Annotated in this window: 11 protein-coding genes, 1 tRNA gene and 1 pseudogene; 6 read left to right on the top strand and 7 right to left on the bottom strand. The window is 71.1% G+C overall.

The window, feature by feature from the left end; translation table 11 throughout:
* On the bottom strand, positions 1 to 489 hold a 489-nt coding region (locus tag EHO50_RS28285), incomplete at its 3' end, for a DUF3662 domain-containing protein (RefSeq protein WP_128434008.1).
* Between the two features lie 508 nt (positions 490 to 997).
* On the opposite strand from EHO50_RS28285, the gene EHO50_RS28280 reads away from it, so the two are divergent.
* A tRNA-Leu gene (locus tag EHO50_RS28280) sits at positions 998 to 1,081 on the top strand.
* A 187-nt stretch (positions 1,082 to 1,268) separates the two neighbouring features.
* Here the strand turns inward: EHO50_RS28280 and EHO50_RS28275 are convergent.
* The 5 genes and pseudogenes from EHO50_RS28275 to EHO50_RS28255 all read right to left on the bottom strand — a co-directional run bounded on the left by EHO50_RS28275 (position 1,269) and on the right by EHO50_RS28255 (position 8,742).
* Complete coding sequence (locus tag EHO50_RS28275) at positions 1,269 to 2,003, bottom strand: hypothetical protein (RefSeq protein ID WP_246101490.1); 735 nt, start codon at positions 2,001 to 2,003, stop codon at positions 1,269 to 1,271.
* Positions 2,004 to 2,428: 425 nt separating this feature from the next.
* The gene (locus tag EHO50_RS28270; protein WP_128434007.1) at positions 2,429 to 3,190 is read right to left on the bottom strand and encodes a ribosome-inactivating family protein; all 762 of its coding nucleotides are present in this window, start codon (positions 3,188 to 3,190) and stop codon (positions 2,429 to 2,431) included.
* Positions 3,191 to 4,111: 921 nt separating this feature from the next.
* Positions 4,112 to 7,834, bottom strand: coding sequence for an nSTAND1 domain-containing NTPase (locus EHO50_RS28265; protein WP_128434006.1), 3,723 nt, complete (start codon positions 7,832 to 7,834; stop codon positions 4,112 to 4,114).
* 217 nt (positions 7,835 to 8,051) lie between these two features.
* Positions 8,052 to 8,169, bottom strand: a pseudogene (locus EHO50_RS45260) (lactate utilization protein C); the annotation flags it as partial.
* Positions 8,170 to 8,379: 210 nt separating this feature from the next.
* Positions 8,380 to 8,742, bottom strand: a complete 363-nt coding sequence (locus EHO50_RS28255) for a DUF1304 domain-containing protein (protein WP_128434005.1) — start codon at positions 8,740 to 8,742, stop codon at positions 8,380 to 8,382.
* A gap of 188 nt (positions 8,743 to 8,930) precedes the next feature.
* On the opposite strand from EHO50_RS28255, the gene EHO50_RS28250 reads away from it, so the two are divergent.
* Positions 8,931 to 10,265, top strand: coding sequence for a glycosyltransferase 87 family protein (locus EHO50_RS28250; RefSeq protein WP_128434004.1), 1,335 nt, complete (start codon positions 8,931 to 8,933; stop codon positions 10,263 to 10,265).
* 178 nt (positions 10,266 to 10,443) lie between these two features.
* On the opposite strand, the gene EHO50_RS28245 is transcribed toward EHO50_RS28250, so the two are convergent.
* Positions 10,444 to 11,094 (bottom strand): FMN-dependent NADH-azoreductase, encoded by a 651-nt coding sequence (locus tag EHO50_RS28245; protein ID WP_128434003.1) that lies wholly within the window; start codon positions 11,092 to 11,094, stop codon positions 10,444 to 10,446.
* Between the two features lie 176 nt (positions 11,095 to 11,270).
* Between EHO50_RS28245 and EHO50_RS28240 the strand changes: the two genes are divergently transcribed.
* The 4 genes from EHO50_RS28240 (at position 11,271) to EHO50_RS28225 (ending at position 14,980) form a co-directional block, all read left to right on the top strand.
* Entirely contained in the window at positions 11,271 to 11,633 is a 363-nt protein-coding gene (locus tag EHO50_RS28240; protein ID WP_128434002.1) for a winged helix-turn-helix transcriptional regulator, read from the top strand.
* 156 nt (positions 11,634 to 11,789) lie between these two features.
* On the top strand, positions 11,790 to 13,292 hold the full coding sequence (locus EHO50_RS28235; protein WP_128434001.1) for a DUF2252 domain-containing protein: 1,503 nt from the start codon (positions 11,790 to 11,792) through the stop codon (positions 13,290 to 13,292).
* A 261-nt stretch (positions 13,293 to 13,553) separates the two neighbouring features.
* Positions 13,554 to 14,456 (top strand): hypothetical protein, encoded by a 903-nt coding sequence (locus EHO50_RS28230; RefSeq protein ID WP_128434000.1) that lies wholly within the window; start codon positions 13,554 to 13,556, stop codon positions 14,454 to 14,456.
* A 176-nt stretch (positions 14,457 to 14,632) separates the two neighbouring features.
* The gene (locus tag EHO50_RS28225) at positions 14,633 to 14,980 is read left to right on the top strand and encodes a rhodanese-like domain-containing protein (protein ID WP_128433999.1); all 348 of its coding nucleotides are present in this window, start codon (positions 14,633 to 14,635) and stop codon (positions 14,978 to 14,980) included.
* Positions 14,981 to 14,989 lie beyond the last annotated feature (9 nt).

Genomic DNA, 14,989 nt, shown 5'->3' with positions numbered 1-14,989 from the left:
GGCGCCCGCGGGTGCGGCGGCCGGCGGGTAGCCGTAGCCACCCGGGGCGCCGCCGGGCCGCCCGGCCGGGGCGGCGGGGGCGGGAGCCTGCCGGCCGCCGCCCTGCTGGTCGGTGGAGCCGGCGAGCGTACGGCTGCGCACGCGGTACAGGCCGGTGTCGAGGTCGTCGGCCTTCTCCAGGTTGACCTTGATCGGGCCCATGAAGGTGTAGCGCTGCTGCTTGGCGTAGTCGCGGACCATGCCGGCGAGCTCGTCGCCGAGCTGGCCGGAGTAGGGGCTCAGCCGCTCGTGGTCCGGCGCGCTCAGCTCCACGATGAAGTCGTTGGGGACGACCGTACGGTCGCGGTTCCAGATGGTCGCGTTGTTGTCGCACTCGCGCTGGAGCGCTCCCGCGATCTCCACGGGCTGGACCTCTGACTTGAACACCTTGGCGAAGGTGCCGTTGACCAGACCTTCGAGACGCTGCTCGAACTTCTTCAGGACTCCCATGGGGCACCTCCTCCGTCGCCTGCTTCGTCCTGCATCCCGCCGGGCGGGCACTGCTTCACCTGGTACTGCTTACTGATCGTATCCACGCGCCGGTAAATCGGCTGGTTCCCCCTGTCGGCCCGGTCGACGGGTGTCGACGCCCTCGAAGTTCCCTGCGGAGCTCTGCTTCGAACTCCTCAGGCCCATAGTCCTGCCATGGATCGTAGAGGCGGCCGCAAACCAGTGTCCCGCACCTGACTGTGGACCCCGACCGGCTCCTGGACAGATGCGCGGTACCGGTACGAGGTTGATACGTGAACAGGTACTCGTTGATACGGAACGGATGGCGTCGCGGGTTGGTTCGCTGTTGCCGGTGGGAGTTCGGTGGGAGTACCGACGGTGCTGGTGGGCGGCTGCGGGGCGGCTGTCCAGGGGTAAGGGATGTGAACCCACCCTGGCCGGCGTGCTAATGTTCTGCGTGTCGGAAGGCGCCGGACCGCAAGGACAGACGCCCGAGGACACACCCAATGCGCGGGTGGCGGAATAGGCAGACGCGCTGGATTCAGGTTCCAGTGCCCGCAAGGGCGTGGGGGTTCAACTCCCCCCTCGCGCACGCTGAGAAACCGACGAAACGGGTCTCTGCAGGTGACGGAAGTCACCGCAGGGGCCCGTTTCTCGTTTCCATGATCGTTGTGAGGCATCACACAACCTGGTCAGGGCATACGAGAGGCCCCGCCGCGTGAGCTATCTCACGGGTGGGGCCTGTCTCAGTCTGTGGTGCAGCGCCGGGTCGGAGTGATCTATGCCGCTGGTGCCAGGTGGCCTGTCGGGGTCCAGCTCCTCGGCTCTTTCTTCGGGCGGCGGTGGTGGGTGCGTCGACGGGGGCGCTCGCCGCCGAGCGACAGTGTGTCCAGCCATTTCTTGATCTTGCGGCGGTTCGCGTGGGCCAGCTGGAAGGCGAGCAGGATCGTTTGTGCCGCGATGCCGCGGATACGGCGGGACCCCGCGGATTCGATGCCCTCGGCGAGGGGGTTCTTGGCGTAGCCGTTGTAGCCCTCGACGCTGTTGCGGAGCCGGAAGTAGACCTTCTGCCATTCCGGGCTGCCGTAGTCCAGAGCCTGCCACTGCTTGGCGCCGGCTTCGGGGCTGACGGTGATCGTGTGCTGGCGGCAGACTTTGAGCGGGCCGGTGGGGCTGGGCTCTGGGTCGATGAGGGGCAGGTGGATGCCGCGACCCATGCTGTAGGGCTTGTTGGGGCACTGGGCCTTGCTTGCCGCGGCGGGGCACATCATCCGCTGGTAGCCGTCCGCGTCGGCGTTCTCTTTCGGCATGATGCGGTAGCCGCGGCGAGCGGCGATCAGCTTGATCCACGTCTCCCGGTCGATGCGGTCGGCGTGCAGGTCGATGGTGGCGTTGATGAGGGGCTCGGGCATGGAGGGGCAGTACCAGCGGCCTTCGACGAGGATTGCGCCGTGCGTTCCGGCCTGCTTGCCGAGCTGGTCCGCGCGGTAGTCGTAGACCGGCTTGTAGCCCATGGCTCGGACGGGGAGCTGCCACTCCTCGGGCTCGGAGTTGTTGTAGGCGCGGTCGCCGGCGAGGAAGCCGTGGAGTCGGAGACCGGCGCGTCGGGGTCCCTGTGGTCGCCTTCACGTACGTACCAGCCGGCATCCGGGTCCGTGGCGAGCTCCGGTCCGTTTGTGCGGCGGCCGCGGGAGAACGTTCGGACGGGTGTGGCGTCCACGCCCAGGGAGACTTCCGCCAGCTCTGTCAGCAGGCTGGACTTCTGCCAACTGAGTACGAGCCACGCTGGCGCCGATTCCATCCGCTGGTACCAACCGCACCGCAACGCGTCCGATGTGACCGCGAGCAGGTCCGCGGCGACGCGGACGTCCGCGACGCTGGTGCTGGCGGAGAGGTCGGTGCGGTTGGTGTGGCCGATGAAGACATCGCTGATGCCAGCCTAGTTACGTATCAGGCCGACTTGCTGTGCGGTGACGAAGACGTCGGACCCGTTGTCCATGCCGTTCGCGATGCGGTTGGCGATGGGGCGGAACCGGGAGGCCTCGGTGATGGCGATGATGTAGCGCAGCATGCCGCGCGCCTGGGCGGTGCGGTCGGTGCCGCGGATGCCGAGGTCCCTGAGGCTGTTCTCAAGGCTGAACTCGTTCAGGTTGACGGCGGTCAGCGACTGGTTAGCGACGCGGGCGAGGGCGTCGTAGCCCTCCTTGCCGAGGAACCAGTTGTCGTCGGCGTCCTCATGGTTGGGGACGTCGGAGGCGAGGTTCAGGGCGAAGTTGTGCGGGGTGTCGCTGGAGAAGAACCGCACGACGCAGAAGTCGCTGAGCCGTACGATCGCATGCACCGCGGGGGTGTGGTTGCCGCTGCTGATCACGATGTCGGCGAAACTCCGGCTCTCCGTGTTGCCGGTGATGGCGACGTTCACCTCGGCGTCGAAGTCAGGCATGACGCGGCCGTTGGCCGAGGTCTCGGCGAGGTTACGCAGCTGGTCGAGCATTGTCAGATAGGCGCCCGAGCCGCGGTTGATGTTCCAGCGGACCTGTGGGAAGTCGACGTGTTTTTTGCCGGCGACGGTCTCGGCGTTGATCGTCACATGGTCCGCCGCCGTCGAGGCGGATGTCTCGGTGTCCCTGGGCACCGTGAAGAACACCAGGATCCCGAGAAGGACGGACAAGGCGACCGCGATCAGGACGCTGGTGGGCATGGTGTGCTCCGGTTGTTCGACGTGCAGCGATGTCACGACCGACGCTCACAGCCGGGAGGTTGTTTGGCATGCCCCTTTTGCCGCCGCAGACAATTCCGGGGGATCGAATGCCACATTGCTTGTCCGGACGTAAGGCAGTGCGCGGGAACGACGGGTCGCGGAGCCCCGGCGTACGGCGGCTGCCCGGCAACCTGCTCGCCCCGCCCGCCTCTTCGCGCCGGGGGCTGAAGCCCTCGCCCGCGCGCTCGCCCCGCGCACGTTTCCCGGAGTGATGGCGGCGACGGCCAGGCCACGGCAGTGTGAAAAAGGCTGCAGGAGTCGTTCGTGCAGCAGCCGATGTCAGCGACCGGCGGAAGCGGCCATCCCCTGCGTCTTTGTCCAACTCGATGCCGGCTCGCCTTGTGGCGACTCGGGAGCCGCCGGCGCTGCAGTGGACCTCGGGGGCCGTATCGCCCTGCCGGCTCTGAGGCGCGCAGTCGGCCGAACATCCGGTGATCAGGGCCGCGGAGGCCGGCAGCCCTCCGGTGACTATGGCCCTGCGCTGCGGGTGCGGGGTACTGACCATGGTCGTTTGCTCTTCTCCGGGTGACTCAGGGTGCCGGGATCCGGCCTTGCTGCACCGACGCTCGCAACCGGAATGTTGTTTGGCACGTCCCTTTTGCCAGGTCGGCCAATCCTGTGGGCGGTTGCGGACTGGCCGGCGTCAGACGCTTCTGCCGCCTTGGCAATGAGGACTCCTGGTGGCATGGCTGGAGGGACAACTCGCGGGCCCTTGACGATCGACCCGTTGCTGCCCCGGTCCGCCCTCTTCACGGCATGGCGCAGACCGAGAAGTGGGAGGCGGTCAGGACCGCCAGCGCCACCGCCACGCTCAGTGGAAGCATCAATTGCCCCGGCCACTTTCGTGATCCACAGAGACGGTCAGGGACAGACCCGCCTGTACGGCCGGTCCGGAACGTAGGTGCGCCACTGCGCACGAGTCAGCTCGGCCTTCCCGGCACGGGCGCAGACAAGGGACACCGCTCGGTCCGGATCCACCACGTACCGCTGGAGCGGGACGTGCACGCCGCCCGCGTACAGCATGGTGCTGTCCGGGCTGAAGGCGAGCGTGTCGATGCTTCCACCCGGGGTGGGCAGAGAAGGACCGAGAGGTTGCTGGGTTGCGATGTCCCAGAGTTGGACGGTGCCCGAGTTGCCGCCCACGGCGAGCGTGCTGCCGTCCGGACTGAACGCGAGGGCCCTGATCGCTTCGGCTGAGTCGGAGGACGGATCGACGGGCGCCAGAAAGACGTTCCTCAGGATGCCCGCCCGGTGCCGGAGGTCGCCGTCCCAGATGGCCACCCGCCCTGTCCAGTCGCCCGCCGCGAGGCCGGAGCCGTCGGGAGCGAAGGCGATGGCTCCGATGCCGTCGTGCTGGACGAGGTCATGGGTGTGGGACCGGCCCGCTCGGACGACGCGGTTGTCGGTCACGAGGAGCCCGCCGTCCCGGCTGACGGCCAGATGATCGCCGCCCGGGCCGGGGAGGAGCGCCGTCCTCCGCTGCCGCGTGGTGTCCCATATCTCGTTGACGAAGCCGCCTTCGGTCGAATGTGCGGTGAGGAGCGAACGACCGCCCGGTCCCAGGGCGATCGCGTCCGTAGGCGTCGCGGACGCCGTCGCCACGTCCACAGTGGTCTTCACGTGTCCGGCGGCCACGTCCCACACCGTCAGACGCTGAGGCGTCGTGTCCCCGAGAGGGACGGAGACTCCGTACGCGAACGTGCCGCCGTCGGGGCTGAAGGACAGCAAAGGCTCGGTGACCTCTGCGGGGACCGTCGCTGTGCCGGTGCGGAAGGCGGGAAGTGACGGGGTCGGCAGGGTGCGCAGCAGACGGCCGTCGCGCGTGTTCCGCAGCTGGACGACGTAGCGTTCACCGATACGTTCGGCGGTGGCGAGCGTCCTGCCGTCGGGGCTGAGCCGGACCCCGGCGAGCGGACTCTTGCGCCAGGCGCGGGTGAGCGTCGTGGTGAGGTCGAGGGTGTGGACCGTGCCCCCTTCGAGGTATCGCAGCAGCGGCCGCGAGGAGTCCCAGGCGAGACCGGAGAGCGACTCGTTGTCCAAGGAGTGCCGGAAAACGGGGGCGCCGCGGTTGGGCATACGCCACGCTCTGATCTCCTGGCCGCCGCCGGTCGCCAGAAACGAGCCGTCCGCGCTCACGGCAGCGGTAACGACACCCGGGTGGACGACGTCGGCGAGCTTTCGTCCCGACGCGGGGTCCCATACACGCACCCGGTCCCCGGCGAGAGCGAGGAGCCGGCCGCCGGTGAGGCGGAGGAGGGTGCGGTCACCACCACAGAGGCCGCGAGCGCTCGTCCAGGCCCCGGGCCGGACGGTGCGCGCGGAGGTGTCCCAGACCTGCGGGGCCCGGCCGCGCGGGCAGACGGCCAGCAGCCCGTCGTCGGCCGCTGCGTCGGCGACGTCCTCGCCGGTCGACGGGGTCCGGAAGGTCAGATGGCCGTCGGCGACGGAGTACAGCCCAACCCGGTTGTCGTCCGGGCTCCTCACCAGGTAATTGCGGCCACTCGCCCCGAATCTCACGGTGTCCCTGAACGGCAGGGTACCCCCGATCCAGCGCCTCGTTCGGGTGTCCCACAGCCGCTGGGTCTGCTGGGCGGTCCGGATGACGAGCACCCGGCCGCCCGGACCCGCGCCGAGTATCGCCCCGTGCGGTACCGGCCCCGAGGCGATACGGCGGTGGGTGCCCACATCCCACGTCCGCCAGGTGTTGTCGCCGATGCTGAGCAGAGTGCGCCCGGAGCTGTCGAGGAGGCGCGTCGGTTCGTCACCGGGCGCCGGGTCGGTGAAGTTGCCCAGTTCGCGCTGGGCCAGCGCGCCCAGCAGGGCTCGGCGGGACTCCGGCAGCTCAGAGATGCGCCATGCGGCGACGCCGAGCAGCATCGCGGTGCGCGGGTCCGTGGTACGCAGCGCGTCGGCGACCGCGGCCACCCGGCGGGCCGCCGTGTCGGTGGTCTGCTTCTCGCTGTCCTGACGCAGTCGCACGGCGGTCAGGCCGACGACCAGGGCCACCGCCAGCACGGCGCAGAGCGAGGCCGTGAGCGTGCGGCTGCGGCGCCGGGCCCGGGTGGCGGCCCGCTCCTCCGTCGCTCGTTGCTCCGCCGCGGCGACCAGGAAGGCCGTCTCCTCGGACGTCAGGCCGTCGTAGCCGCGGTCGTCGCCCGCGAACAGTTCCTCGGCCCGCGCCAGGCGGGTGCCCCGGTAGAGCGTGCCCGGGTCGTGGTCGTGCTCCAGCCAGGTGCGGGCGGCGTCGGTCAGCTGCCGGTGGTGGCGCAGCCGCTCCCGGTCCGCCTCGATCCACTCGCGCAGCCGCGGCCAGCACGTGATGAGCGCCTCGTGGGCGAGCTGCACTCCGTCGTCGTCGGTGGTCAGCAGCCGGGCCCGGGCCAGCCGCCCGACGACCGCTCGCACTTCGGGGTCCTCCCACCCGGCCATCTCCTCCCAGCTCAGCGGGCGGCGCGTGTCGGCGTTGCCCTGGCCGGGCTCCACCATCCGCAGGAGCAGGTGCCGGGCAGCGTGCGCCTGCGCCGGTGAGAGTTCCGCGTACGCCTCCTCGGCGCTGGCCGCGATCGCGCCGCGTACCCCGCCGGCCGCTTCGTACGCGTCCAGCGTCAGCATCCGTCCCTTGCGCCGCCGCCACGTCTCCAACAGGGCATGGGAAAGCATCGGCAGTCCGCCGGGCTCGTCCAGCACGTCTTCGACGATCCGCGCGGTCAGGGTCCGCTCCACGATGAGCCCGGCCGCCTGCGCGGGACCGATCACCGCCTCGCGCAGCTCGTCGGCGGTCATGGACCTGACCAGAAGCCCGCTTCCGTGCAGCGCCTCCGCCAGTCGCGGGTGCTCGGCGCACCGCGCATAGAAGTCGGACCGTACGGCTATGAGCACGCGCAGTCGGCTTCCCGGGTCGCGCGCGGCGAGCAGAAGGTCGAGGAAGCGGTCCCGCTCGGCGCGCTCGCGGCAGAGGGTGAAGACCTCCTCGAACTGATCCACCACCACCCAGCTCTCCGGATCGTCGGCCTCCGGCGTCAGCAGATGTCCGTAGGTGGTCGCGGGCCGGGCTCCTGGTGTGAGGATCCGAAGGACCGCCGTACGCCCCTGCTCCGCGATCTTCTCCCGCAGCACGGGAATCAGACCGGCCCGCAGCAGGGAGGACTTGCCGCTGCCGGAAGCCCCGAACACCACGGCGAACGGGGACCCGCACCCCAGCTCGCTCAGCTCGTCGATCAGCCGGTCCCGGCCGAAGAACAGCTCACGGTCGTCCGGCTCGAAACGCGCGAGGCCACGGTAGGGCGGTGCGGCGTCGGCATCCTCCTGCCTCTCCTCCCCGGCCAGCGCCTCGGCCTCCGCCCACCGTGCCTCCCACGGAACGGGGTCGGCGCCGCATGCCTGGACGTACGCCTGGAGCACGGCCAACGACGGCAGTCGCTCGCCGCTCGCCGCCTTCGCCAGGGTCGTCACCGAGAAGCCGGCCTTCTTCGCCATGGCCCGGTACGACACGCCACCCGCCGAACGGCGCAGCTCCCGAAGATCGTGGGCGAGTCGCTGCACGGGACCGGCCGCCGGGTCTACCGGTAGTTCGGGACGGCCCATCGCGAAGCCTCTTTCGCACACGAGGGAAAAAGCTGATCAGCAGCACAAGGTACTTTTCGTCCCCCTCGGGCGAGAACCCTTTCCGACTGTGATGTCCGCCGGAGAGGCAACCAGGAGAAACAGAACCATGGCGGCCCCATCGGACGTCGTCACGACGGACCCCGTACGGAGCTCTCGTCACCGAAAGCAAACGATCCCGACGGCCGGCGGCTCCGTCTTCCAGGGTCCGTGGCCCGTGCACGTCCTCGACACGGTCGAGTGCTGTCGCTGGTCGCCGAGGGCCCGGAGATGAGCGGCAGCGGCCAGTACGGGTCGAGCCGGCTCAGCGCCTCAGGCATATCGGGGGCGATCTGGTCCGCCCGGTCCGGCCCCTGGCGGATCCCACGCCACCTCTGAATCCTTGAACCAGCCTCTGGCCAGAGGCGGCATCGTAATCACGGTGCCGCCTCTTCATTTTGTGTTGTTGCGTTCGACATGTTGCCCTTCGGTACGGCGTCCTCGGCGGCCGTGACCTGTGATGAAGCTCTTAGGTGACGGCGCGGGACTCAGCCGGCCGCGATGACCGTGGCAAGGGTCACGGCGGCGGGCAGCGCCTGGGCGAAGAGGATGCGGCGGTTGGCGGTGGCCGCGCCGTAGACGCCCGCGACGATGATGCAGGACAGGAAGAAGATCTGGACGCGGTAGCCGGTCGGGTCGTCGGCGATGAGGCCCCAGACCAGGCCTGCGGCCAGGAAGCCGTTGTAGAGGCCCTGGTTGGCCGCCAGCGCCGCGGTGGAACGGGCCATCTCGGCGTCGAAGCCGTGGAACCGGCGGCCCGGGGGGCGCTGCCACAGGAACATTTCCAGGACCAGGATGTAGGCGTGCAGCAGCGCCATGAGGGCGACGAGGACGACAGAGATCAGATGCATGCGGTGATTGTGCCGGTGAGGTGTCTGGGTCGATCGGTCGGTCTGTCTGTCGGTCTATCGGTCGGTCTGTCGGTCGGTCGTTCGGCTGAGTCGGCCGTCGCGAGGGTGGTGAACGGTGGCCGTTCGGCCGAGGTGGCCGCTGCGGCCTCGGCGCGAGATTGGAGCTCCCCTTCCCCAGGAGCCCACCGATGCCACCCGAGTCACTCTCCCTCGTCGCCGGAGTCAGGCCCGGCGGTACCACCCTCCGTGCCCCTGCCCCTGCCCCCGCCCCCGCACGGCAGACGCCCCTCCAAGGCGGCCGTAAGCCGTCCCGCAGGGCTCCCCGGGTGCGCCGGGACGTGCTGTTCTGGCTCGGATGCGCGGGCTTCGCGCTGTCGCTGGCCCTGGTCACGACCCTCACGCCGCACCGGATCTGGGGTGCCTGCGCCGCCGTCGGGTACGTAGTCGCGGCGGAGCTCGCCCGCCGGGCGCCGCGGCCCTGGAGTGGGCGCAGTGCGGTCGCCGCGTTGGTCGGATCCGTCGTGGTCCCACTGGCGCTCATGATCGTCGCGGGCGCCGCGCAGTCGGAGGTGGGCGTCGTCGAGCACTCGGGCGGCCAGCTGCTGCACTCCGGCAGCCCGTATCTGCCGCATCCGGCCGGCGTCGACGACTACAACCCCTACCTGCCAGGCATGGCGCTGTTCGGCATACCCCACGCGCTGTTCGGCAGCACGCCGCTCGCGGATGCCCGGGTGTGGTTCTGCACGGCGTTCCTGGCGAGCATGCTTCTCGCCGCTCGGCCCTCAACGCGCAACTCCCTTGGATTCGGCGAGGACTCGAGCGCGCGTGCCACCGTGCTCCTCCTCGCGGCCTTCCCGGCCGTAGCGCTGCCGCTGGCCGTCGGCGGGGTCGACCTCCCGGTGATCGGCCTGATGTGCCTGGGCCTGGCGCTCGCCGGCCGGGGCGGGAACGGTACGGCGGCCGGGCTGGCGATGGGTGCCGCGGCCGCGCTGAAGTGGACGGCTTGGCCGCTGTTGCCGGTGGGGCTGGTGCTGCTCGCGGTGGCGGCGGGGCGACGGGCGGCGGTACGGGCCGGTGTGGTCGCCGTGCTGGTGGCCGCGGTCGCGGTGGTGCCGGTGGCCCTGGCCGACCCGCATGCCTTCGTCGAGCACGTGGTGCTCTTCCCGCTCGGCGAGGGCGGGGTGCACTCCCCGGCGGCCAGTCCGCTGCCGGGGTACCTGCTGGCCACCTACGTCCCCGGCGGTTCCGTCCTCGCCATGGCAGCCCTCGCGGCCGCCGCCGTCGGCGTGGCGGTGTCGTTGGCGGTACGTCCGCCCCGGACCGTCGTCGCGGCGGCGGACCGGTTGGCGCTCGGGTTGGGGCTGGCGATGTGCCTGATCCCGGCGACGCGGTTCGGGTACCTGGTCTATCCGCTGGTCCTGGCCACCTGGTTCCGGCGCACGGAACTGGTGGCGGCTGCTCGACGGGTCGGGCGGTCGGGTCGGGGCGGGCGGTTGGTGGCGGCGGGTGCCGGGCGTGGGTGAGGGGCGGGGTGTGCGTCCCTGGGGAGTGCTGGAGCGCTGGGGCGCGCGTCCCGCCGGCGTACTCAAGCGATGTGCCGGTGCGGGGAGTCGGCCACGACACCCCGTGAGGCATCGTGGCCGACTCCGACTCCGACCGCGCCGCGCGGCGAACCGGAGCTGTGCCTGCCGCGGGCCATGGCTACGCCGCGAGCCGCTGTGCCAGCTGCTTCGCCTTCGTGGCGGCCTCCTCGAGGGCGCGCTCGCGGGAGGCCTCGAAGAGGGGGACCAGGTCGGCCATCTCCGGGTTGATCGGGGCCATCGTGAGCTCCGGGACGATGAAGTCGACCTCGGCGCCGAGGAAGTCGGCCAGGATCGCCGACAGGTAGTTCTGCACGTACTCGTAGCCCTCACGCGGCGTGCCCGGCCCATAGGCGCCGCCGCGGCTCGCGATGACGGTGATCGGGGTGCCCTTGGCCGACTGGGCCTCGCCCGCCGTACGGCCGAACAGGACCACGTTGTCCAGCCAGGCCTTCAGCGTCGACGGGATCGTCAGGTTGTACATCGGGGCGCCGATCAGTACCGCGTCCGCACGCTCCAGCTCCTCGATCAGCTGCACGCGCACGGCGAACGCCGCCGCCTGCTCGGGGGTGTGCGTGGCCGGATCGGAGAAGCCGGCGGTGTGGGCGTGGGCCGAGATGTGTGGCACGGGGTTCGTGGCGAGGTCTCGGTGGATCACCGTGCCCTCGGGGTGCTGTTCCTGCCAGGTGCGGCGGAACGCGTCGGTGACGGCGCGGGAGGCGGAGGCGTCGGTGGGGAAGACCGAGGAGTCGATGTGCAGGAGCGTTGCCATGGGGGTCTCCAGAGGGGACGGGGCGGGCGGGCGCGGGCGGGCGTGGGTGGGCGCAGATGGGTGCACCTGCCGAGGCCAGCGCTCGCCGCAGCTACTGAAAGTTCGTACTCGACTATGGATAACACAGTCACTTACTTTTTTTCACCCCCATACGGCAGGGCAGTACCCTGAGGGGCATGGCGGGTGAGCAGAGTCACGACGTAGCGGCGTGCAAACGGGTCGACGACGGCATCACCCGCGTCTTCCAACTGCTCGGCAAGCGCTGGACCGGGCCGATCGTGTCCGTCCTGATCACGGGGCCGGCGTACTTCGTAGCCCTGCGCCGGGCGATTCCCGGCATCAGCGAGCGCATGCTCTCCGACCGGCTCACCGAGCTGGCCGCCGCGGGACTCGTCGTGCGCGAGGTGTACGAGGGGCCGCCGCTGCGGGTCGTGTACCGGCTGACGGAGGCGGGCGCCGCGCTGGAGCCCGCGCTGACCGAACTGGGTGGGTGGGCGAAGAAGTATCTGGCGGACGGGGAGCAGCCCGAGGGCTGCTGAGGCCGATGGGCTGTTGAGGCCGTGGGCCGCTGATCCGGGTTTTCCACATCCGCGGAGTTGTCCACAGGGTGTGACGTGTTTCGGCCACCGGCTGTACCGTCGGCACGAGTTGATGTTCGTGCGGGAGCGGGAGCGGGAGCGGGGGAGGCGGTCGGTATGACCGAGGTCGGTGGCGAGGCCACGGCGGAGACGGCTGCGGCGGAGACCGCTGCGGTGGCGTCGGAGCCGACGTCGGCGGCGGAGTCGGGGTCGGAGTCGGCGTCGGAAGCCGTTGCGCGTCGGCTGCCCCGGGTGCGTGGCTTCGCGCAGTGGCCCGGCGGTGGGTTGCCCAAGGAGGAGGGCAAGGAGCTGCGCAGGCGGGTGCCGCGCGGTGAGCACGCGCTCTTCGACCTCGACGCCGCCCGCCCCGACGCCGTGGCGGCCGTCGAGGAGTCCAACCTCGGCCGGCTTCCCGAGCTCACCCCGATAAGGGTCGGCCGGATGGCGGCGACGCCCTTCGCGTTTCTGCGTGGCTCGGCCGGGCTCATGGCGTACGACCTCGCCCGCACTCCCATGACCCGGATCCGCGCCCAGATCTGCGGCGACGCGCACGCGGCGAACTTCGGTCTGTACGGCGACCCGCGCGGCGGCCTGGTCATCGATCTGAACGACTTCGACGAGACCCTGTTCGGCCCCTGGGAGTGGGACCTCAAGCGGCTCGCCGCCTCGCTGGTGCTCGCGGGCCGGGAGGCGGGCGCGGACGAGGACAAGTGCCGCAAGGCTGCCCACGACACGGTCGGTGCCTACCGGCGCACCATGCGACTGCTGGCCAAGCTCCCGGTGCTGGATGCGTGGAACGCGATCGCGGACGAGGAGCTCGTCTCCCACACCGACGCCCATGACCTGCTCGGCACGCTGGAGCGGGTCGCGGAGAAGGCGCGGGCCAACACCAGCGGGCGCTTCGCGGCGAAGTCGACGGAGCCGACCGAGGACGGCGGCCGCCGCTTCGTCGACGCCCCGCCGGTGCTGCGCCGCGTTCCGGACGCGGAGGCGGCGGCGGTGGCTGCGTCGCTGGAGAGCTGGGTCGCCACGCTCTCCGAGGACCGCCACCCCCTCGTGTCCCGTCACTCGGTGCACGACGTGGCGTTCCGCGTGGTGGGCACGGGCAGCGTGGGCACGCGCTCGTACGTCGTCCTCCTCCTGGACCACCGGGGCGAACCCCTGGTCCTCCAGGTGAAGGAGGCCCGCCCCTCGGCCCTGGTCCCGCACCTGGTGACGGCCGGCTTCGAGGCGCCCGAGGCGGAGCACGAGGGGCGGCGCGTGGTCCTCGGCCAGAAGCGCATGCAGGTGGTCAGCGACATCCTGCTGGGCTGGACGACCGTCGACGGACTCCCCTTCCAGGTACGCCAGTTCCGCAACCGCAAGGGCAGCGTCGACCCGGCCGCGCTGGCCGCCGACCAGATAGACGACTACGCCCGCATGACCGGCGCCCTCCTGGCCCGCGCCCACTCCCACAGCGCAGATCCCCGCCTGATCTCGGGCTACTGCGGCAAGAACGAGGAGCTGGACGAGGCGATCGCCACGTTCGCCGTCACCTACGCCGACCGCACGGAGGCGGACCACAGCGCGCTGGTGGCGGCGGTCCGGGCGGGGCGGATCGTGGCGGAGGTCGGGGTGTGACCTGGTGCGGATGCGTGGTCGGAGTGCCTGTGGCGGACGCGTCGGCGATGGGGGGCCGCGCCTCTCGACGCCGGTCGGTGTCCTTCAGCCCGTCTGGGGGTGCCCCCTCTGGGGGAGTTTGAGGACGAGGCCCGTTCAGGGCCGAAGCGGGGTCTGGGGCGGCAGCCCCAGCAGGCCCGCGGCAACGCCGGTGCTGTCCGGGCGGCGGTGCCCGGGGCTCGGCTCGGCTGACGCGGTCACGGCGTGGCCTACGCTGGTCGGGTGACGACGCCGGAAGCTGAGCAGTCCCAGGCCGAGCCCGCCGGTGCGGGGACGCGGGGCGGTGCCGAGGTGCCCGCCGGTGCAGCTGAGCAGGGTGGTGAGGCGCAGGTGACGGCCGAGGACGGTGCGGCGCGACCCGAGGAGCGGCTGGAGCGAGCCGTGCGGGCCGCCGAGCAGGCGCTGATCGAGTACGAGATCGCGGTGGAGACCTTCCGCGTCGAGGTGGAGAACTTCTCCCGCCTGCACCACCAGAAGCTCGGCCCCATGTACACCCGCCTCGACGAGCTGGACGCCCGGATCGCCGAGGTGACGGCCGCCCGCACCGGCGACCCCGAGGACATCCGCAAGGCCGACGAGGCACGCGCCCGGGTGATGCCGATGCCCGGCGTCGAGGAACTGTTCCACGGCTGGATGGACGGCGAGGGGCTGTTCCCGGAGGCCGCCGCGATGCTCACGGACCAGCCCGTTCGGCCGCCGGAGCGGGTGCGCCCCAGCGACGAGGCCCGCAAGCTCTACCGCGAGCTGGCCCGCAAGGCCCACCCCGATCTGGCCCAGGAAGAGGCCGAGCGGTCCCGGCGCGAGGAGTTCATCACCCGCGTCAACGCCGCATACGCCCGTGGCGACGAGGCGCTGCTGCGGGAGCTGGCCGAGGAATGGGCCGCGGGACCGGCGCCCAAGGAACAGGGCCCGACCCCCAGCGAGGAGCTCTACGCCCGCCTCGAATGGCTCGCCCAGCGCAAGGAGATGCTCACCCTGATCGCGAAGGAGCTGGAGGAGAGCGCGATCGGCGCGATGCTCCGCCTCGCCCCGGACGACCCGGACCGCCTCCTGGACGAGATCGCCGACCAGCTCCTGGCCCAGGTCGCGGCGAGGGAAGCGGAACTGGCGGCGCTGCTCGGGTAGGCGGGGCGCGCGGGACTGTCAGCGGGCGGCTGTGCGGCCGACCTGAAGCGGCGCGGGGAACTGCGCGACAAGCCACAACGGGCCCGCCCTCCCCAGAGGGCAGATCCGCCCTCCCCCTTGGGAGCCCCCGGAGGAGCCCCCGGCCGGCCGCCGCAGCGTCAGGTAGCGTCGGAGCCATGCATTTCGGATCTGGCGTACCCACGGTCGAGGTCACGGACCTCAAGGACGACGACTTCCTCCTGGACGTCCGCGAGGACGACGAGTGGCAGGCGGGGCACGCCGAAGGCGCCCTGCACATCCCCATCAGCGAGTTCGTGGCCCGCTACGGCGAGCTGACCGAGGCCGCCCCGCAGGACGGCCGCGTCCATGTGATCTGCCGCTCCGGTGGCCGCTCGGCGCAGGTCGCGATGTACCTCGTCCAGCAGGGCGTCGACGCGGTGAACGTCGACGGCGGCATGCAGGTGTGGGCCGCCGTGGGCCGCCCGGTCGTGACCGACGAGGGCCAGCCCGGCTACGTCCTCTGAGCCGCCCCG

The sequence above is a fragment of the Streptomyces cyaneus genome (genome assembly GCF_004028635.1).
Classification (GTDB): Bacteria; Actinomycetota; Actinomycetes; order Streptomycetales; family Streptomycetaceae; genus Streptomyces; species Streptomyces cyaneus.
Note: the sequence above shows the minus strand (reverse complement) of the source record. Positions and strands in the feature narration are given on the sequence as shown.

Bases quoted from the DNA above. Each gene is read 5' to 3' on its own strand.
- EHO50_RS28250 (WP_128434004.1), top strand. From the start codon at position 8,931: ATGCCACCCGAGTCACTCTCCCTCGTCGCCGGAGTCAGGCCCGGCGGT.
- EHO50_RS28255 (WP_128434005.1), bottom strand. From the start codon at position 8,742: ATGCATCTGATCTCTGTCGTCCTCGTCGCCCTCATGGCGCTGCTGCAC.
- EHO50_RS28235 (WP_128434001.1), top strand. From the start codon at position 11,790: ATGACCGAGGTCGGTGGCGAGGCCACGGCGGAGACGGCTGCGGCGGAG.
- EHO50_RS28245 (WP_128434003.1), bottom strand. From the start codon at position 11,094: ATGGCAACGCTCCTGCACATCGACTCCTCGGTCTTCCCCACCGACGCC.
- EHO50_RS28265 (WP_128434006.1), bottom strand. From the start codon at position 7,834: ATGGGCCGTCCCGAACTACCGGTAGACCCGGCGGCCGGTCCCGTGCAG.
- EHO50_RS28270 (WP_128434007.1), bottom strand. From the start codon at position 3,190: ATGCCCACCAGCGTCCTGATCGCGGTCGCCTTGTCCGTCCTTCTCGGG.
- EHO50_RS28275 (WP_246101490.1), bottom strand. From the start codon at position 2,003: ATGGGCTACAAGCCGGTCTACGACTACCGCGCGGACCAGCTCGGCAAG.
- EHO50_RS28240 (WP_128434002.1), top strand. From the start codon at position 11,271: ATGGCGGGTGAGCAGAGTCACGACGTAGCGGCGTGCAAACGGGTCGAC.
- EHO50_RS28225 (WP_128433999.1), top strand. From the start codon at position 14,633: ATGCATTTCGGATCTGGCGTACCCACGGTCGAGGTCACGGACCTCAAG.